This window comes from Rhizobium sp. P44RR-XXIV (assembly GCF_001999485.2).
In the GTDB taxonomy this organism is placed as follows: Bacteria; Pseudomonadota; Alphaproteobacteria; order Rhizobiales; family Rhizobiaceae; genus Rhizobium.
In genome coordinates this window covers 783411-802133 of sequence record NZ_MPVZ02000029.1, presented here as the reverse complement: position 1 = coordinate 802133, position 18723 = coordinate 783411, and the positions used below count along the sequence as shown (strand labels likewise).

The 18723-nt window shown below is 54.4% G+C and carries 15 protein-coding genes, 1 pseudogene and 1 riboswitch; of the genes and pseudogenes, 14 read left to right on the top strand and 2 right to left on the bottom strand.

Translation table 11 applies throughout. The features are described 5' to 3' along the window. Window positions 1-14: 14 nt before the first annotated feature. The 10 genes from BSK43_RS29725 (at window position 15) to wecB (ending at window position 11948) form a co-directional block, all read left to right on the top strand. On the top strand, window positions 15-1274 hold the full coding sequence (locus BSK43_RS29725; protein WP_077467141.1) for a glycosyltransferase family 4 protein: 1260 nt from the start codon (window positions 15-17) through the stop codon (window positions 1272-1274). Then, window positions 1271-3328, top strand: a complete 2058-nt coding sequence (locus tag BSK43_RS29720; protein ID WP_077467140.1) for a glycosyltransferase — start codon at window positions 1271-1273, stop codon at window positions 3326-3328. The genes BSK43_RS29725 and BSK43_RS29720 overlap by 4 nt, the downstream gene beginning before the upstream one ends. Window positions 3329-3414: 86 nt before the next feature. Beyond that, window positions 3415-4245: an ABC transporter permease gene (locus BSK43_RS29715; RefSeq protein WP_205910675.1), complete on the top strand. Its 831-nt coding sequence runs from the start codon at window positions 3415-3417 to the stop codon at window positions 4243-4245. After that, complete coding sequence (locus BSK43_RS29710; RefSeq protein ID WP_077467139.1) at window positions 4235-5587, top strand: ABC transporter ATP-binding protein; 1353 nt, start codon at window positions 4235-4237, stop codon at window positions 5585-5587. The genes BSK43_RS29715 and BSK43_RS29710 overlap by 11 nt, the downstream gene beginning before the upstream one ends. Before the next feature lie 44 nt (window positions 5588-5631). Beyond that, complete coding sequence (locus BSK43_RS29705) at window positions 5632-6537, top strand: methyltransferase domain-containing protein (RefSeq protein WP_077467138.1); 906 nt, start codon at window positions 5632-5634, stop codon at window positions 6535-6537. Between the two features lie 106 nt (window positions 6538-6643). Further along, a complete protein-coding gene (locus BSK43_RS29700; RefSeq protein WP_136687346.1) occupies window positions 6644-7657 on the top strand; it encodes a glycosyltransferase in 1014 nt (337 codons plus the stop codon). Between the two features lie 4 nt (window positions 7658-7661). Beyond that, window positions 7662-8885 carry a glycosyltransferase family 4 protein gene (locus tag BSK43_RS29695; RefSeq protein WP_077467136.1) on the top strand — a complete coding sequence of 408 codons (1224 nt, stop codon included), beginning with the start codon at window positions 7662-7664 and terminating at the stop codon, window positions 8883-8885. Window position 8886: 1 nt separating this feature from the next. Next, window positions 8887-9768 (top strand): SDR family oxidoreductase, encoded by an 882-nt coding sequence (locus BSK43_RS29690; protein ID WP_077467135.1) that lies wholly within the window; start codon window positions 8887-8889, stop codon window positions 9766-9768. Continuing rightward, a complete protein-coding gene (locus tag BSK43_RS29685) occupies window positions 9769-10776 on the top strand; it encodes a polysaccharide biosynthesis protein (RefSeq protein WP_077467134.1) in 1008 nt (335 codons plus the stop codon). It begins immediately after the preceding gene. A gap of 44 nt (window positions 10777-10820) precedes the next feature. Beyond that, window positions 10821-11948, top strand: coding sequence for a UDP-N-acetylglucosamine 2-epimerase (non-hydrolyzing) (gene wecB / locus BSK43_RS29680; protein ID WP_077467133.1), 1128 nt, complete (start codon window positions 10821-10823; stop codon window positions 11946-11948). Between the two features lie 575 nt (window positions 11949-12523). On the opposite strand, the gene BSK43_RS29675 is transcribed toward wecB, so the two are convergent. Together BSK43_RS29675 and BSK43_RS29670 are read right to left on the bottom strand one after the other, a co-directional pair. Further along, entirely contained in the window at window positions 12524-14170 is a 1647-nt protein-coding gene (locus BSK43_RS29675; protein WP_077467132.1) for an acetolactate synthase large subunit, read from the bottom strand. A gap of 151 nt (window positions 14171-14321) precedes the next feature. Beyond that, entirely contained in the window at window positions 14322-14708 is a 387-nt protein-coding gene (locus BSK43_RS29670) for a nuclear transport factor 2 family protein (RefSeq protein ID WP_077467131.1), read from the bottom strand. Between the two features lie 229 nt (window positions 14709-14937). Then, window positions 14938-15053, top strand: a riboswitch (guanidine-I (ykkC/yxkD leader). 75 nt (window positions 15054-15128) lie between these two features. Between BSK43_RS29670 and BSK43_RS29665 the strand changes: the two genes are divergently transcribed. The 4 genes and pseudogenes from BSK43_RS29665 to BSK43_RS29650 all read left to right on the top strand — a co-directional run bounded on the left by BSK43_RS29665 (window position 15129) and on the right by BSK43_RS29650 (window position 18722). Then, complete coding sequence (locus BSK43_RS29665; protein ID WP_077467643.1) at window positions 15129-16202, top strand: putative urea ABC transporter substrate-binding protein; 1074 nt, start codon at window positions 15129-15131, stop codon at window positions 16200-16202. A gap of 61 nt (window positions 16203-16263) precedes the next feature. After that, entirely contained in the window at window positions 16264-17082 is an 819-nt protein-coding gene (locus BSK43_RS29660) for an ABC transporter permease (RefSeq protein ID WP_077467130.1), read from the top strand. Beyond that, window positions 17079-17901 (top strand): annotated as a pseudogene (locus BSK43_RS29655) (ABC transporter ATP-binding protein). Before BSK43_RS29660 ends, BSK43_RS29655 begins: the two are co-directional and overlap by 4 nt. Window positions 17902-17903: 2 nt before the next feature. After that, window positions 17904-18722 (top strand): urea amidolyase associated protein UAAP1, encoded by an 819-nt coding sequence (locus tag BSK43_RS29650; protein ID WP_077467128.1) that lies wholly within the window; start codon window positions 17904-17906, stop codon window positions 18720-18722. Window position 18723: the final 1 nt, after the last annotated feature.

The following is an 18723-nucleotide window of genomic DNA, read 5'->3' as shown; positions in this document are numbered from 1 at the left end:
TATGCGGAGTCGCTATGACGATTAAGGCGGTGCAAATCAACTCTGGGGATCTGATTGGCCGACGGTTTAATGGTTTTGATCTTAGGCCATATCTGCAAACACACGGGATCGCGACTTCGCAACTTGTCTATTGGAATAAACAATCGGACGCGGATTTTGTGTCTAAAGCCTTTGATTATCCAGGCAGCCGTATCGTTACGCGTGGTTTAATGCAAATCGAGAATCGGCTTTCGCTCCACGCGCGCCTGCAACCACATTCATGGACGTTGCCTTATCACGCAAAAGTTCGCGAGGCCGACATCGCGCATCTGCATATCATTCACGATGGCTATTTCAGTTTCTCGGCTCTGCCATTTCTCACTCGGCGCAAGCCAACTGTGTGGACCTGGCATGACCCATGGCCTATGACTGGCCATTGTATCTATCCCTTGCACTGTACGCGCTGGAGGCAGGGTTGCGGCTCCTGTCCGGACCTCAATATTCCGTTCGCCATGCGGCACGACAAGACGGCAGAACAATTTGCCTGGAAAAACAAAATCTATAAAAAAGTTAAAGCAGAGGTCGTGGTTGCATCGGAGTGGATGCGCGAAATGGCTTCGACCTCTCCACTGGCAAAGCACTTTAATTTTAATGTAATTCCATTCGGTCTCGATCTTCAGAAATACAGGCCAGCAGATAGGATGTTGGCACGAAACAAGCTCGGAATATTCCCCGATCGCTCCGTTATATTTTTGCGGTCGTCTTCAACTCAGTTCAAGGGACTTGCCCAGTTTGTAGCGGCTCTTGAGCAGCTGAGCCCCGATCTTAGGCTTTGCATTATCTCCTTGCAGGAACCCGGTCACTTCGATCGCTTTATCGGGAAACATCAGATTATCGAGTTTGGCTGGTCGAACGATGAAGAGCTGCTGCAGGACGCCTACGCGGCTTGTGATTTTTTCGCCATGCCTTCCACAGCAGAGGCTTTCGGTCTCATGGCAATCGAGGCTATGGCTTGCGCTCGACCAGTTCTATCTTTTGAAGGGACATCGCTTCCACAGGTCACCTTCGCCCCTCGCGCTGGCTTATCTGTTCCGCATGGTGATGTTAGTGAGCTGGCTCGCGCGATTGAGCGGTTGGTGCGGGATCCAGCTGAGTGTGAGAAGCGGGGAGAGCTTTCTCGCATGTTAGCGGAAAAACATTACGATATTCGCGACCAGGCGCTTTTGACTGCGCAACTCTACAAGCGTGTTTTATCCCAAGAAAAATCGGGTGATTGTGCAGAAATGCAGCTATGAAGATACTTTTGCTCTCTGATATCCCGCCTTGCGATAATTACACAGCGGGACTTGTGCTGTCGGCAATGGTGCGTTTCGTGCCACGCGATGGCATTTGCTGTTTCGCTGTTGTAAATGCAGGGCTTGATATTCGAACCACGTCGGAGTTTGCAAATATACCGACCGAAATCCATGCCAAGCCTAACGAGAACTGGTCTTGGCTGCCAAAGCGGCGTTTCATCCGTAAGGTGTCTTCCCTTGTGTCGCTTGCCGGGGAATTCTTTATAGAAAGGACGGCCGTTCGGTCCCTGATCGATAAGGCCGTTGCATTCGGCCGTGAACAAAACGTCGATCGCGTTTGGGCCGTACTACAAGGGCAGACGACAATCCGCATGGCGCAGTCGGTGGCGGACAAATTGGGTGTTCCGCTTCATACTCATGTATGGGATCCGTTCAGTTGGTGGGCCAAAGCTAATCGTATTGACGGACTGACCTCTCGTCGCGTTCAGTCGTTATTCGATCAAGCCATTCAAAACAGCCGATGCATTGCAACGGCATCGGAGCCTATGGCGCAACTCTATCGAGACCGGTTCAAGGTGAATGCGGTGCCAGTCATTTCGAGCCACGCTCGATCTATGGCCCATTTCTCGGAGGTTGTGGAAGATAAACGCAGGCCCATTTTGATCGGTATGGCTGGCCAGTTTTACGCGGCCGGTGAATGGTTGCAATTACTTCGGGCTATGCAGTCTTCCGGTTGGACAATAGCCGGCAGGCCGGTCCGTATTGTTGTGCTGGGTCCCCAACGTCCCCCGGGCGGCGTTGACGCGCATATTTCTTTCCTCGGTTGGAAATCCCAGCCGGACGCAGCGTCTGTTTTGTCGCAATGCGATCTCCTTTACTGTCCCTACCCCTTCGATCCAGGAATGAAGGAAGTGTCGCTGTATAGCTTCCCTAGCAAGCTGGTGCTTTATCTCGCCGCAGGCCGCCCTATCGTATTTCATGGACCGGCTTACTCGGCTCCCGCTCACTATATAAAGAGCAGACAATGTGGCCTCGTGGCTGAGAAGCTAAATGCTAGTGCCATATATAACGAATTGGAGAGGCTCATTTCCAATCCGGACGGCTATCGATCGATGGCATTGAATGCACACGCTGCGTTTCTCAAAGACTTCACCCTGGAGTCAATGGAACGTGCTTTCAATGCCTTCATTGGCGCTTCTACAGTTGAAGATACAGATAGTGCACGTCTACAAAATCATGCCGACGAAAGGGGCGCTGCGAACTTCGTTGCAGCCCAACTTGCAAAATCAGAACGCTATACGTCGTCGATTTGGCTTGCGCGAACGGTGGGTTCAGCGATTCGCCGGCGGCGAGCTCATTTTCGGGTTAAGATGAAAGGCCTCCTGCGGCGACTAGTGCTGAAGGTCCCGCGTATGCGCAGTCTCCATCACGAAATGCACGCCCTTTACGCAGAGAAAGCCAGTTTGAAGCGACAAATCGCGCGGCTTGAATATGAAAATACACGACTGAACGTCATGCAAGCCAGGTCTTCCGTCGACCCGAATAACGAGGTTGCTCAACACCGATTAATTGCTAGGGTTTCCGCTTCGGTCGCTGCGCCGCAAATGATTTCAACCCTTTATCCCGATACCCAGACGCTTGTCTTGACAAGTTTTCTGGATGATCTGAAGCCGATATTCACCGAGCACGGCGGAGAAAACCTAGCGCTGGATGACCGCCAAACCCATTTTACCGTTGGCGCTGTCAACTATGCGCAAGCGCCATCGCTGGTAAATTTCGACATTAGGCCCGGCGATGATTGGGCGGGTATTTATGCCTCACTTCCACCTAAGATAATCACATCGCTCTCGAGGTTCGTGCTTCAGGAAGGATTTGAGCGGCTCGTCGTTTCGGACGAGGATGTCGGCAGGATCGCGCTAGCAGCGGCTGCCGCCCGCTTAATATCGCTGCGTCTGACCGTAATCTTTGATGCGCAGAAACAGCCGTCGGCTCGTAGCTGGCTGGTGTCTCAAGATCATATTGATCTCGTTGACGCCGCGCTCCCCGAGCTATAATTACGCGATCGACGTGAATACCAGTGATGACGAGGCTGCAATCTGTCCCAAGAGATTTGTGCCGGATGAAAGGTTAACGAGACCCCATGACACTGAATAATGTCAACAGGCCGCCCTCTACGGCCGCGATGTTGGGGAGCTTTTGGACCAATAGGAATTTGCTTGTCCAGCTGTGGAAACGTGATTTTTCCATGCGCTACAGGAACGGATTATTGGGCGCAGCTTGGGCACTACTCAACCCGCTGATGATGCTTACACTTTACTCGTTCGTCTTTGTTTTCGTCTTTAAGATGCGATGGGGCGCGGGACCAGATACCAGGGGCAATTTCGTTATTCTCTTGTTCACCGGGCTTGTCGTGCACGGTTTCTTTGCAGAATTCGTTAATCGCGCACCACTGCTTATCGCGAGCAACCCCTCTTATGTTAAGAAGGTGGTATTTCCGTTGGAGTTGCTGCCACTGGTGCCTCTATTAGGTGCCCTTATCAATCTTGTCATTGGGATGTTGTTGATCGCGATTCTACTATTCTATCTACAAGGTAGCGTACCGTTAACGATTGTTTTCCTGCCAATCATCATTGCGCCATATGCATTGCTCATCCTTGGCCTCACATATTTTCTTAGCGCCACGGGTGTATTTGTGCGCGACCTAGCGCACATAGTTGGGATTCTTTCTACAGTGGCGATGTTTGCGTCACCGGTATTGTTTCCGCTTGAAAATGTACCGGTAGCGTATCGCCCTTTTTTATATGCTAATCCCCTAACGTTGATCGTAGAACAATTACGTGGTGTCGCAATCCTAGGCACCATGCCCGACTGGACTATGCTGATCGCTTATCTGTTAGTCGCCTGCATTGTCTTTCTTGCCGGTTTAGCCTGGTTTCAGGCAACGCGAAAAGGGTTTGCCGATGTACTTTAACGCGGTGATCGAGGCCGAAAATATTAGTAAAATCTACCGGCTCTACAACAGGCCCGAAGACCGCCTCAAGCAGATGCTGGTACCGAAGCTTAAGCGGCTGGCTGCGCCACTTTTTGGGAGAATTGTACCGCGCTTGCGGAGGGAGGCGCCACGTTATCGCGAATTCTGGGCGCTGCGCGACGTTTCCGTCAGCCTTAAGCCGCACGAAACGCTCGGTATCATTGGCCAAAACGGATCCGGTAAATCGACATTACTTCAGATCATCTGCGGTACGCTCACCCCATCGAGCGGAACCGCCCGCAGCCAGGGGAGGGTTGCGGCTCTGCTGGAGCTTGGCGCCGGCTTCAACCCGGATTTCACAGGGCGAGAAAACGTCTATCTTAATGCTACAATCTATGGATTGACGACAGCTGAAATTGACGAGCGTATGTCGGCGATCATAGACTTTGCAGAAATTGGCGAACATATAGACCAGCCGGTAAAGACCTACTCAAGCGGTATGTTCGTCCGCCTTGCCTTTAGTGTGATTGCCAATGTTGACGCAGATATCCTCATCATTGATGAGGCTTTGGCTGTGGGAGATGCTTACTTCCAGCAGAAATGCATGCGCTTCCTGCGGAGTTTCCAAGAGCGTGGATCCATTTTCTTCGTAAGCCACGATACCGGAGCAATGATGAGTTTTTGTGATCGGGTCATCTGGCTCCATCACGGTTCAATCCGAGCGCAGGGTGACCCAAAGGAGGTCTGCGAGGAATACTTAGCCAACCTATACGAGCAGCACACGGGCACTCTGCAAGAGCGATCCTCGCTGCCTAGTGACGGCGGGATCAAAAAAGAAGGCGCAGTCGTTTCGCATTCTCAACCGGGGGGAATGGTCGAGCCCGCAAATAAGCGTGGTTTCGGCGATGGCGCAGCGGAAATTTTTGCTTGTTCGCTTACGGACGAAAATGGAAGCGCTGTTCACGCCACTTATGGCGAGGAGCTATTAGACTTGAAAGTTGTAGTCCGAGCGTCGAAGGATTTGAGCTCCATCATTGCCGGCTTTGTAGTCAAGGACCGCCTCGGGCAGTATATTTTTGGCGACAACACATTTTCGACGACCGCTGAAAATCCGATTAGTATCTGTGCTGGCGGCACATTGACCGCTCGATTTCGCTTCCGCATGCCAAGATTAGCAGCAGGCACATACAGCATTGCCCTGGCAGTGGCGAGTGGAACTGTAAAAGATCACGTTCAACATCATTGGTTGCATGAAGGCTTAGTCTTTTCCGCACACACAACGGTTGAAACAGGTGTTCTAATCGGAATTCCTATGGTGGAAATTGAGTTGATTCCACTTTAGAGACGATGGGCAGGCAATCGTGCAGTCCAGACCAAGGAAGATATATGCATTCCGATCAATATAATGCGATATTCAATGATGGCGAGCGTCTTATTCCCGGCGAATCGCACGATCTTGCAGAAATAGTACGCCACAAAAGCAGTTACCGTTTCTTTCAAAATATCATCGAAGCCGATATAAAGCGCGCTCCGGGGAAAACTTTGCGAATTTTGGACCTTGGTTGTGGAGTAGGTCATGGCACATTTGCGCTAGCGAGCTTGCCGAACGTAGAGATTGTCGGCATCGACCCATCCCGGGAATCGATTGAATACGCACGTTCGAACTACCTAGCCGAGAACATTTCGTACGTGAATGCCGATGCGGAAGCCTTCCTTCAGCAGCGTGAGGTATTTGACTACGTCGTATCGCGCCATGCGTTGGAACATATTGAGAATGGGCTCGAATTAGCACGCCAATTTGATTTCTCACGACGCATTATGATCAATGTGCCGTATAGGGAACCGGAGGGTAACATTCACCACAAGGTTCATTTTATCGATGAAAGCAGTTTCGCGCGATATGACGACGCGGAATTCTTCTTTGAAGATATGATAGGCGTTACTGATACCTCTCCCGAGAAAATGGAATTTGCCAACTCGATCGTCTGCATCTTAACTCGCGATCACTCACCGAAGGTGGCGGACATCCTGAAATTTCCTTTTGCGCCCTGGCAGCCCGCGTTGCAGGAGCGCATCATAATCGATACGTCGACTTCCGTTAAACAGCTTCAATCGCGTGTATCGCTTCTTGACAGTTCGGTTCAAAGTCTTGCTAACGAACTAGAGGCATGCAAGGCCCAGCTTGCGACCGCGTTGTCTGAGATAATCTCGACAAAGGCCGAGGTTAAGGAAATTCGCAGTATGTTCCTATTGCGCATCTTTCGAAAAATCTCAGCACTGATACACCGGTAAGCATGTACGAGGGCGCATAGTGAGTGTTTGTATTACCACTATCGTTCACGATTCCAGCCGTCTAGGCGGAGGGATCGTAAATGTTGCACGGCCACTGCATACGCGTTTGCTCGCACTTGGCGCAGAAGCTCATTTCATAAGCGGCAACATCCCCTTTGAAAACATACCGAATACACAGGTCGTTGGGCTAAATGGGCAAGGGTTTGCAAGCTTAAAGAAAAATGCGGTTCAACCGTTGGTCCATATTCATGGGATCTGGACGCCTTTTGAATATCGCGCTTTCCGAGAAGCGCGTCGGCGAGGCGCCCTTGTTGTGATAAGCCCACATGGCGCGCTAGAACCGTGGGCCTTTCGTCACAAGCGTGTGAAAAAGCAAGTAGCCTGGTGGCTTTACCAGAAACGTATTTTGCAGGGTGCCGACCTTCTGGTTGTCAACTCCACGCAAGAAATGGAAAGGCTAAGAGACCTCGGTCTAACGCCGCCGATTGCCATTATTCCCAATGGTGTCGATCTTCAAGGCTTTCCACGAAACGGCGCCGAGCGTGAGCGGATAGTACTGTTCTTTTCCCGATTGGTACCGAAGAAGGGGGTACTCGACCTTATTGACGCATGGTCAGCCGTCGATAACCGTAAAGGTTTTCGCCTGCACATTCATGGTCACGGAGATATGGCCTATACGGAGAAAATAGAGCAGCGAATTGAGGCTTGCAATAGTGGTGACATTGCACTTATGCCGCCCGTTTTCGGAGGCGCACGTTGGGACGTCTTCACGAAAGCATCAGTCTATGTACTCCCGAGCTATTCGGAAAATTTCGGGATTACCGTTGCCGAAGCGTTAACTGCAGGTTTGCCGGTAATAACCACCCATGCAACGCCCTGGGGTGAGCTTTCGAGCGAAGGACTGGGCTGGGTCGTGGATAATGATGTGGGGCAGCTGCGCGATGCACTGCAAGCAGCAATCAACCTTGATGCGTCGATGCTTTCAGCTATGCGAAAGAAAGCGCAAATCTATGCTGGACAACGGTTCGGCTGGGACGCCATCGCAGAGCAATATGCCGAGACTTACAGATGGATATCTCAACCTGAGAAGGCATCACCCGGCTGGGTTGATCGGAGATAAATTCATGCGTATTCTCGTTGTTTCCCAGTATTTCTGGCCGGAATCCTTTATTATCAACGACTTCGCCCGGTCACTTGTGCTCGAAGGACACTCAGTCACCGTGGTGACAGGCAAACCAAACTATCCGACTGGGCGGATATGGCCTGGCTATGGGCAAGCCGGTACATCACGGGAAATCTTTAACGACAACATAGAGGTCTTCCGAGTCCCTCTTCGCCCTCGGGGGCGTGCGGGGGCGTTGGGATTGGCTCTAAATTACCTATCTTTTGTCGTTTCCGGATTGCTGCATTTCCCTCGGTTGGTTAGAAACCGGTCCTTTGATACGGTCCTATTTTTCGGTGTTTCCCCCATGACGGCGGCGATTCCTGCGGCGTTTCTCGCATGGCGCAAGAAAGCGCACCTTGCTTATTGGATCCAGGATCTTTGGCCTGACAGTCTGTCCGCGACCGGGATGGTAACCAACCGGCTCGCGCTTGGAATGGTGAGCCTGATGATGCGCGCCATATATAGTCGCGCCGATACGCTGCTGCTGCAATCTGAAGCGTTCTGGGAACCAGTTGCTATCTCTTCCGACGTTCGAAAGCTGGTTTATTTCCCAAATCCAGCGCCGTTGGAGGAGTTCACAGAAGAGCCACTGCCGCCTGAATTGGAAGCGGTGTTCTCCGATTGCTTTTCAATTATGTTCGCCGGAAACCTTGGGCGGGCGCAGGCCGTGGAGACGATCGTGGAGGCGGCACGGCAGTTGCGCGATCAACCGCAGATCCGTTTGGTTGTTGTTGGCACTGGCAGTGAAGCGAGTCATATGCAGACGATGATTTCCGAGCGCGGTCTCGACAATATCGTGCTTACGGGACTTGTTGAACGTAGATGGATGCCATCCCTATTTCGTCGCGCCGGCGCACTTCTGGTGACATTGAAAAACGAGCCGATATTGGGGAAGGTGGTGCCAAGCAAGATTCAGGCATATATGCAGGCGGGCAAGCCGATCATCGGCGCTCTCAACGGCGAAGGTGCTCGCATCATTGAGGCGACGGGTAGCGGGCTGGTGGTTGCAGCGGAGGATAGTGCGGGATTGGCAGATTCGATCTTGACCTTGTCGACCATGCCCGTCAGTAAGCTGGAAGCAATGGGATTGGCAGGGCAACGTTATTTCGAAGCCAATTTCGAAGCACGCGGCATGGCGAGAAGGCTAATTGCAATTCTCGAGACCAGAATGGGAGTTCGCTAGGATGACAAACAATAGAACGCTCGTTCTAGGCGCGAGTGGCATGCTGGGAAGCGCGGTATTACGTGCATTTCATGGAAGACCAGGCCAATCGATAGTTGCTACCGTGAGGAGCCCTTCGTCTATTAAATATTTCACCCCGGAGCAGCAGCCTGATATTATCAGCGATATTGATGTTCTGGATAACGATGCTCTGGTCTCGTTGCTAAACAGGACAAAGCCAAACGTAATCATCAACTGCGTCGGTCTTATAAAGCAGCTTCCATCGGCGAAAGATCCATTGGTGGCGTTGCCGTTGAACGCACTTTTTCCACACAAGCTGGCGCGTCTCGCCATGCTTTCGGGAATACGTGTCGTCCATGTCAGCACAGACTGTGTCTTTAGTGGCGCGACGGGAAATTACACTGAGGAAAGCAAAGCGGACGCAACTGATCTCTATGGCGTATCCAAGCATCTCGGCGAGCTTGTAGATTATGAGAACTCGATTACCCTTCGGACCTCGATCATCGGGCGCGAGTTGAAATCCACGAACTCGCTAGTTGATTGGTTCTTGGCGCAAAAAGGGGAAGTCAAAGGCTTTACGAAGGCGATTTTTTCAGGTTTGCCAACATCCGAGCTCGCGACAATCATCCGCGACGTGGTCATTCCCAACACCGCCCTGAGGGGCCTCTATCACGTTTCAGCAAAGCCGATCTCGAAATATGAGCTTCTGCGATTGATCGCAGTTGAATATAAAAAGGACATAAACATCGTCCCGGACGACCAGTTTGCCATCGACCGCTCATTGGTCTCGGCCCGCTTTTCGGCAGCGAGTGGCTATGTTGCTCCTGATTGGCACGAACTGATCAAACGCATGTACGAGACTGATTTTCGCGGAGATAAATGAATGTTTAACAACACGACCCTGCTCATCACCGGCGGCACCGGTTCATTCGGTAACGCGGTCCTTCGCCGCTTTCTCAATACAGATGTCCGTGAAATCCGTATCTTCAGCCGCGACGAGAAGAAGCAAGAAGACATGCGCATCGCGCTTAACAATGACAAGCTGAAATTCTTCATAGGCGACGTCCGCAATTATAATAGCGTACGCGACGCAATGACGGGCGTCGATTACGTTTTTCACGCTGCAGCTCTGAAACAGGTCCCATCCTGCGAATTCTACCCAATGGAGGCCTTACGCACCAATGTTCTCGGTACTGAAAATGTGATGACCGCAGCCGCTGAAAGATCAGTGAAGCGATTGATATTCCTCAGCACTGATAAGGCCGTCTATCCCATCAATGCCATGGGCATTTCCAAAGCAATGGCGGAAAAAGTCGTTGTAGCAAAGTCCCGAATGATGAACGGTGGTCCAATTCTGTGTGCCACTCGCTACGGCAATGTCATGGCATCGCGTGGCTCCGTCATTCCGCTCTTCATAAAGCAGATCAAAGCTGGTCTTCCACTCACGATCACCGATCCGTCGATGACTCGCTTCCTGATGTCGCTTGAAGATTCTGTCGACCTCGTTATCCATGCTTATGAAAATGGGGCGCAGGGCGACATCTTTGTACAAAAAGCGCCGGCCTCGACACTGGAAGATTTGGCGCTCGCGCTAAAGGATCTCTTCAATGCCACTAACCCCATCAAGGTCATTGGGACCCGGCATGGGGAAAAGCTCTACGAAACGTTGGTAGCGCGCGAGGAAATGGCGAAGGCCGACGACCAAGATCGCTATTATCGCATTCCTGCCGACAATCGCGACCTGAACTACAATAAGTTCTTTGTCGAAGGCGAGCAAAAGATCTCCGAGTTTGAAGACTACACGTCGCACAATACAGAGCGCCTCGACGTTGAAGGCGTGAAGAAGCTGCTTCTGACACTAGACTACATAAATGAGGAACTTGCCTCCTGATCGATGGCTGCTCACTTGTGTTCCAATTAACGACGGGAAGTGCAATGTTGAAGATCATGACTCTGGTCGGTACACGGCCTGAACTCATTAAGATGAGCCGCGTCATTGCGGAGTTTGATGCGCATGTGAACCATGTTCTGGTTCACTCCGGCCAGAATTATGATTATGAACTGAACCAGGTATTTTTCGACGATTTGGGCATTCGCAAGCCTGATTACTTCCTCGGAGCGGCCGGCGAAACCGCTGCAAAGACCATCGCAGACGTCATTGCCCGGTCCGACGAGGTCTTCGAGCAGGAAAAGCCGGATGCATTGATGCTTTACGGCGACACCAATACCTGCCTCGCCGTGATCGCTGCGAAACGCCGAAAGATTCCGGTCTTTCACATGGAAGCCGGTAACCGGTGCTTCGACCAGCGTGTGCCGGAAGAATTGAACCGCAAGGTGCTCGATCATCTCAGCGACGTTAATCTCGTCCTGACAGAGCATGCCCGCCGTTACTTGATTGCCGAGGGCATTAAGCCTGAGACGATCATCAAAAGCGGATCGCATATGCAAGAAGTTCTCGACTATTACATGCCCAAGATTGCCGCTTCGGATGTTCTTAGCCGCATGCAACTCGAGAAAGGCAAATACTTCGTCGTTAGCATTCATCGGGAGGAAAATGTCGATACGCCTGAAAACCTTAGAGACCTTCTTCAGACTTTAAAGAATTTGGCGGATCGTTACGGATACCCGATACTCATTTCAACTCATCCGCGCACGCGCAAGCGACTTGACGCATTGGGCCAGTCGACAGAACATCCGCTGCTTCACTTTATGAAGCCTTTTGGCTTCTTCGATTATATCCATCTGCAGATGTCTGCATTCTGTGTGCTATCCGACAGCGGCACTATTACGGAGGAGGCATCTCTCCTGAATATTCCCGCAATAACGCTGCGTAATGCACATGAACGGCCGGAGGGAATGGATGTCGGCACCCTCGTAATGAGTGGTCTGCGCAGCTCCCGCGTTCAAGAGGCCGTGGAAATAGTAACGGCTCAGCATGACTATGAAGGACGGATATTCAGCATAGTCGCCGACTACGAGGCTGGCATCGTTTCGAAGAAAATTTTGAGAATTGTCCTTAGTTATGTTGACTACGTTAATCGTACCGTTTGGCATCGAGATTAGACGTAATCTGGGCAATCTGAACCAGATGTATCGCTGCTATTTTTGAGGGCAGGGGGTTAGCCACTTCTAAGCAGATACGTGGTAAAAATTTCGGCGGGCGCCGAGTAGCCAAGGCATCTGCGTCGTTGCGAGTTCAGATGATGCGCCAGGTCTAGCGGGTATTGTTTGGTGACGCTGATGAGATCGGTGTGACCAATCATGACGATCCGGTGCGCTTGTTGGCGTTCTCGATAACACCTTTCTGCGGTGATGTATTGGTATCGCAGATTGAGGTTCTTACATCGATGCTATCCTCCTCACTGAAGTCGCTAAACTCCGCATCGCGTCGATATGCGAGTAGGTGCGTTTCATTGCGTGTTCCTTGCGAGTGACAACCCATTGGTATCATTCGCAAGTCGCACTTCATCCTTGAACTCACCCCGCTACAGAAAATCAGATAATCTATGTTATGGAACTATTCGTTGGCCCGTCGACGACCTCCTGAACTCCAAGTGCCAAACTACGCCGGACTTCACCAGCAGCATATGCCCATAGGCTCCACGTCCTAGCGGCAGGCTGGCGTGCTGAACAATCGTTCAGTCCTCCAATATCATCGGGAGGCGCTCGCGAAGCTCGTTCACCAGAACGCGTTCGTTCTCCGAATAGTCGACGGGAATATTCACCAGATGGACGCCTCCGTCCGAGAATGCCTTTTCGAGGGTCTGTTTGAATTGGCCGATATCATCGACCCTTGTGCCCCTGGCGCCGTATGATTCAGCATATTTTACAAAATCGGGATTCCCGAACGTCATTCCGAAGTCAGGGAATTTGTCGATGGCCTGTTTCCAGCGGATCATTCCATAGGCGTTATCCTCGATGACGAGGACAACGAGGTTCAGCTTCAGCCGTACGGCGGTTTCCAGCTCTTGCGAGTTCATCATGAAGCCGCCATCGCCACAGATCGCCATAACGCGCCGTCCCGGATATATCATCGATGCAACCAGCGCCGACGGCAGGCCCGCTCCCATGGTTGCAAGAGCATTGTCGAGCAGCAGCGTGTTCGCCATCTGCGTCCGATAGTTTCGTGCGAACCAGATCTTGTACATGCCATTGTCGAGCGCCAGGATGCCGTCGTGCGGCATCACTTCCCGAATGTCGTGGACGATGCGCTGCGGTGTAAAGCGGTCTTCGGTCGCTCTCGTACCAATGCGGTCGAGAATACGCTGGCGCAGATGAACGAGAGCCTGGGCATTCGGCAACTTGCCTTCGAGCCGATCCGCCAACGCACTGAGCGACGGACCGATATCGCCGATTACCTCGAATTGCGGGAAGTAAACCTGCTCGACGGTCGCCGGCTGATAGCTGATGTGCACAACTTTCGGTCCGCCCTTGCCCATGATGAATGGCGGCTTCTCGACCGTATCGTGGCCGATCGTAACGATAAGGTCTGCCTGCCCTATGGCCTCGTGGACATAGTCGCGCTCGGATAGAGCGGCGGTTCCCATGTACAGCTCCGTTCCACCCGGGACCGTTCCCTTACCCATCTGAGTGGTAAAGAATGGAATCCGCGTGCGGATCACGAACTGGCCGATATCGGACGTCGAACGCGGGCGCGAGGCGGCCGCACCGAACATCAGCAGCGGCCGCTTGGCCGCGATGATAAGCTCTGCAGCCCTGTCCAGCGCCGCGTCGCTTGCAGTTGGCAGTTCAAGCTGGTGCGGAGCAATAACCGGCACTTCCCGGCATTCTTCCGCTGCGATATCTTCCGGCAGCTCGAGATGTACGGGTCCGGGCCGCTCCTCCATGGCGATGCGGAATGCCTCCCTGACCATGGTCGGGATCAATAGCGGCGACACGATCTGCCGGGACGACTTGGTAAGCGGCTTCATCGACGCCACGACATCGACAACCTGAAAACGCGCCTGCTGGGAAGAAAGAATTCCCTTCTGGCCGGTGATCATCACCATAGGCATGGCGCCCAGCAGCGCATAGGCGGCACCCGTCGAGAGGTTCAGCGCGCCCGGCCCGAGCGTCGCCAGGCAAACGCCGGGCTTTCCCGTCAGCCGGCCATAGGCCGCCGCCATGAAGGCCGCTGCCTGTTCGTGCCGCGTGAGGACCAGTTCGATCGACGACTTGCGGATCGATTCAACCACATCAAGGTTTTCCTCACCGGGAATGCCGAAAATGCGGTCGACACCTTCGTTCTCCAGCGCCGCAACTAAAAGATCGGAGCCTTTGGTCATGGATATTGTCCTGCTGTTGCCTGAATGAAGTCTACGAGAGAGGCGAAGGGGACGCTAGAGGCTGGCTTCTTCGAGCGTCCAACACGCTGTCGGGTTGAGCACCATTCCCAGCCGCCCTCAGCATTCTCCTCTGCGGATGCAGCCAAGACGGTCAGGTCTCACCTGCCCTGTCAACAAGATGGGCACGCGACGGTGCGGCGTCAAAGCGATCAGCGAAATATTGTGTCTCGTTCACCACCAGTCCGTTGCTGAATTCCATGATGCTTACCGCGTAGGATGGAACGCCGTCATAGGAAAGCACGAATTCGGTGACCCAGAAATCGCCGCTGCCGATAATCCTTTGCACTGTGAAGCGCTTTTTATTGGGTTGGAGGAATCGGCTTTCCTGAATGTTGCGCCTGCCGCGGATCCACTCGTCTGATTGAGGATAGTGGAGCACCGCATCCTCGCGGTAGATGTCATGCTCGATTTCGAAATCGTTCGCATCGGAAGCATCCCAATGGCGTTCCAACGCTATCCGCAAGGTTCGATCGTCCATATTGGCCTCCCATTGACGATTTCGGCAATCCAAACTCACTCTGGAATACGGCAATGTCTTGCTGTCTTTGGCGCAGCGCCTGTGGCACGTCGCTGATGATTTGCTCATCATGGGCTGCATAATTTTCGCGCAACTGGGCCCATCCTCGCTTTCAGCAGGCGCCGGGTCAATGGGCAGTCAAATAAAATCAATGCGTTACAGTTTGGCATGCTGCTTGCTTCTTATCCGCTGAGTTGGTGGCTAGGGTTCCGGCGCTTCCGTAAGGGGGCGTGACTGGTCCGAGAGCTGCCACCGGTTGGGGGAGAAATCCCACCGGGTGCACGGCGGGATAAAAGCCCGGGAGACCTCGTAAGCCAAGGGATTGGCGGCGCGATGGTCTTTGCCGATCCCTTTTTGATGAAAAGCAAAAGGGGAATTTCAATGCAGACTTTTTCGAAGATCCTTTCCGTAACCGCTCTTTCGATGTCGCTGGCTCTCGGCCTTGGTTCCGCCGCCAGCGCCGCACCCAAGACCAGCTTCAAGGTGGCCTGGTCGATCTATGTCGGCTGGATGCCCTGGGGCTATGCCGCCGATCACGGCATCGTCAAGAAATGGGCCGATAAATACGGCATCAACATCGAGGTCACCCAGTTCAACGACTATGTCGAGTCGATGAACCAGTACACGGCAGGCGCCTTCGATGCCGTGACGCTCACCAACATGGACGGCTTGTCGATCCCGGCGGCGGGCGGCGTCGACACCACAGCCGTCATCGTCGGCGACTTCTCCAACGGCAATGACGCGGTCATCCTCAAGGACAAGACCAGCCTTGCCGATATCAAGGGCCAGAACGTCAATCTCGTACAATATTCCGTCTCGCATTACCTGCTCGCCCGCGCGCTCGACAGCATCAAGCTGACCGAACGCGACGTGAAGGTGGTCAACACCTCGGATGCCGACATGGTCGCGGCCTACAAGACACCGGATGTCTCCGCCGTCGTCACCTGGAACCCGCTGGTCTCGACGATCCTGGAAGACCCCACCGCCAAGAAGGTGTTCGACAGTTCACAAGTGCCGGGCGAGATCATCGATCTGATGGTCGCCAACAGCAGCGTGCTCAAGGACAACCCGAATTTCGGCAAGGCTCTCGCCGGCATCTGGTACGAAACGGCAGCGCTGATGAAGGCCGACACGCCGGAAGGCAAGGCCGCCCGCGAGGCGATGGGCGCAGCTTCAGGTACCGATCTCAAGGGCTTCGAGGCGCAGCTGGCTGCCACCAAGCTCTTCGACAAGCCGGCTGACGCCGTTGCCTTCACCGCATCGCCGAGCCTGCCCAAGACGATGGATCTCGTCCGTAACTTCCTGTTCCAGAAGGGCCTGCTTGGCAGTGGCGCTGCTTCTGCCGATGTCATCGGCATAGAAATGCCGGACGACAAGGTTCTCGGTGATGGCAACAACATCAAGCTTCGTTTTACCGAGACCTACATGAAGGCCGCCGCCGACGGTTCGCTCTGAGCAAAAGGCCCACCGGCGGCGCGATGGCGCCGCCCCGTTCCTTCATCTTCGGAGCACTCCCATGCGTTGGATCAACACCAGGCCGAGCCCGGGCGCGCAGCTTGCCTTGACGCTGCTGCCCTTCGCGCTGCTGATTATCGCCTACACCATCGGCTCGGCTGAGCGACTTGCCGTAAATGCCAACGACAAGCTGCTGCCCAGCCTCTCCGGCTTTGCCGACGCCATCAACCGCATGGCCTTCATCGCCGATCCGCGCACGGGAGACTATCTGCTGTGGTCGGATACGGGGGCTAGCCTGGTGCGGCTGCTATCCGGTCTCGGCATATCGACGGCGATCGCACTTTGCATCGGCATGCTCATTGGCATGCTGCCCTATCTCAGGGCCCTGCTTTCGCCGTTTGTCGCCGTCATCTCGATGGTGCCGCCTTTGGCGCTTCTGCCGATCCTCTTCATCGCCATGGGCCTGGGCGAGACATCGAAGATCGCGCTGATCGTCATCGGCGTCACGCCGACGATGATACGCGATCTGGCCCTGAAGGCTCTGGAACTGCCGCGCGAGCAGATCGTCAAGGCCGAAACGCTCGGCGGCTCTTCCTGGCAGATCGCCCTTCGCGTCGTGCTGCCGCAGATCCTGCCACGGCTGATCACCTGCCTGAAACTGCAGCTTGGTCCGGCCTGGCTGTTCCTGATTGCCGCCGAGGCGATCTCCTCGGATGCGGGCCTTGGCTACCGCATCTTCCTCGTCCGCCGATATTTGTCGATGGACGTGATCTTTCCCTATGTCGTCTGGATCACGCTGCTCGCCGTGCTCATGAACTATCTGCTCGATCGCATCCGCATCGCCGTCTTCCCCTGGTCGGAATTGGAGAGGCAGGCATGAGCGAGCTCAGGATCGAAAGAGTCTGGAAGGAATATGGCGACCAGATCGTGCTCGAGGACGTGTCGCTGACCGTGGATTCCCGCGCCTTCGTTGCGCTGGTTGGTCCCTCCGGTTGCGGTAAGTCGACCTTCCTGCGCATGCTCTTGGGACAGGAACAACCGACCAGGGGCAACATCCTTCTCGACGGCGTGGCGCTCCCGTCAGAACCCGGTGCCGACCGCGGTGTCGTCTTTCAACGCTATTCGGTCTTTCCACATTTGACCGTGCTCGGCAACGTGCTGCTCGGTAAAGAGCTCATCGCTTCGCGTTACAAGGCGAGGCTCTTCGGTGCGGCGCGCCGGAGCGCCCTCGAGGAAGCCCGTCAATTGATCGCCGAGGTCGGCCTTGCCGGCGCGGAGAACAAGTACCCGGCCCAGCTCTCCGGCGGCATGCAGCAGCGCCTCGCGCTCGCCCAGGCGCTGATCATGCGGCCCGAAGGTGCTGCTGCTCGACGAGCCCTTCGGCGCGCTCGATCCCGGCATTCGCGCCGAAATCCATATGCTGATGAAGCGGCTGTGGCATGAAACGCAGATGACCGTGGTCATGGTGACCCATGACATGCGCGAGGCTTTCACGCTCGCCACCCGTGTCGTCGCCTTCGAGCGCCGCCGCGACCGGCCGGAAGAAAAGGAGCGCTACGGCGCGACCATTACCAAGGACATTTCCATCTGGCCGCCGCGCATTGCTGGCGCAGCCTCGATCTTCAGCCCCGACCGGGACGGCCCGGTCACTTCCCTGGGGCATAGCCGGGACGACCTGGCACCATTGGGAGACATTTAGTCATGCAGCACATCAAACGTTCGCCGGAAGAAATCGCCGCCAATCGCGCGCGCTATGAGGAACACCAGAGGAAAGGCCTCGAATTCGCACCGAAGGCACTACCGGCTCCAAGCCCCCTTCCCGCCCCGCCGATCGACACGGCGTTGATCGTTCACGAGGAGATCATACCCGGCGGCTGGTGTTGGTCGACCCGGATCAAAAGCGGCGAGACATTGCGCATCGCCCTGCAGCAGGGTTTTTCGACCGTCTCGCTCGTCGCCTGGAATGCGGCAGATACCAGCGAGCGGCTGAACCTGCCCGATACGGTGAAGATGCAGTGGACCACCGCTCTGTCGAAAGGCCGGGTGATCTTCTCCGACATGGGCCGGGTGATGTTTTCCGTGACGGAAGATTCGTCCGGCGCCCATGATTGCCTGATGGGCGGCTCCACGGCCGCGTCCAATCTCGCGAGATATGGCGAGGGCACGCGCAACACCCGCGACAACCTCGTTCTGCTCACAACCAAGGCGGGGCTCGACAGGCGGGATATCCCGGCGGCGCTTTCGCTCTTTGCTCCGGTCCGCGTCGACCAGGACGGCAAGTTCGTGTGGAAACCCGACCTGCTGCATGAGGGCGACTATATCGAGCTTCGCGCCGAGATGGACATGATTGTCGGCCTCTCCAATTGCCCACATCCGCTCGATCCGAACCCCGACTACCGGCCCAACCTGGTTACGGTCACCCGCATCGGCGCGCTCGAACCGATCGCCGACGACCTTTGCCGGACGGCAACCGCCGAAGCCGCGCGCGGCTTTGAAAACAACGCGCTGGCGGCGATCTGAG

Bases quoted from the DNA above. Each gene is read 5' to 3' on its own strand.
- BSK43_RS29725 (WP_077467141.1), top strand. From the start codon at position 15: ATGACGATTAAGGCGGTGCAAATCAACTCTGGGGATCTGATTGGCCGA.
- BSK43_RS29720 (WP_077467140.1), top strand. From the start codon at position 1,271: ATGAAGATACTTTTGCTCTCTGATATCCCGCCTTGCGATAATTACACA.
- BSK43_RS29715 (WP_205910675.1), top strand. From the start codon at position 3,415: ATGACACTGAATAATGTCAACAGGCCGCCCTCTACGGCCGCGATGTTG.
- BSK43_RS29710 (WP_077467139.1), top strand. From the start codon at position 4,235: ATGTACTTTAACGCGGTGATCGAGGCCGAAAATATTAGTAAAATCTAC.
- BSK43_RS29705 (WP_077467138.1), top strand. From the start codon at position 5,632: ATGCATTCCGATCAATATAATGCGATATTCAATGATGGCGAGCGTCTT.
- BSK43_RS29695 (WP_077467136.1), top strand. From the start codon at position 7,662: ATGCGTATTCTCGTTGTTTCCCAGTATTTCTGGCCGGAATCCTTTATT.
- BSK43_RS29690 (WP_077467135.1), top strand. From the start codon at position 8,887: ATGACAAACAATAGAACGCTCGTTCTAGGCGCGAGTGGCATGCTGGGA.
- BSK43_RS29685 (WP_077467134.1), top strand. From the start codon at position 9,769: ATGTTTAACAACACGACCCTGCTCATCACCGGCGGCACCGGTTCATTC.
- wecB (WP_077467133.1), top strand. From the start codon at position 10,821: ATGTTGAAGATCATGACTCTGGTCGGTACACGGCCTGAACTCATTAAG.
- BSK43_RS29675 (WP_077467132.1), bottom strand. From the start codon at position 14,170: ATGACCAAAGGCTCCGATCTTTTAGTTGCGGCGCTGGAGAACGAAGGT.
- BSK43_RS29670 (WP_077467131.1), bottom strand. From the start codon at position 14,708: ATGGACGATCGAACCTTGCGGATAGCGTTGGAACGCCATTGGGATGCT.
- BSK43_RS29665 (WP_077467643.1), top strand. From the start codon at position 15,129: ATGCAGACTTTTTCGAAGATCCTTTCCGTAACCGCTCTTTCGATGTCG.
- BSK43_RS29660 (WP_077467130.1), top strand. From the start codon at position 16,264: ATGCGTTGGATCAACACCAGGCCGAGCCCGGGCGCGCAGCTTGCCTTG.
- BSK43_RS29650 (WP_077467128.1), top strand. From the start codon at position 17,904: ATGCAGCACATCAAACGTTCGCCGGAAGAAATCGCCGCCAATCGCGCG.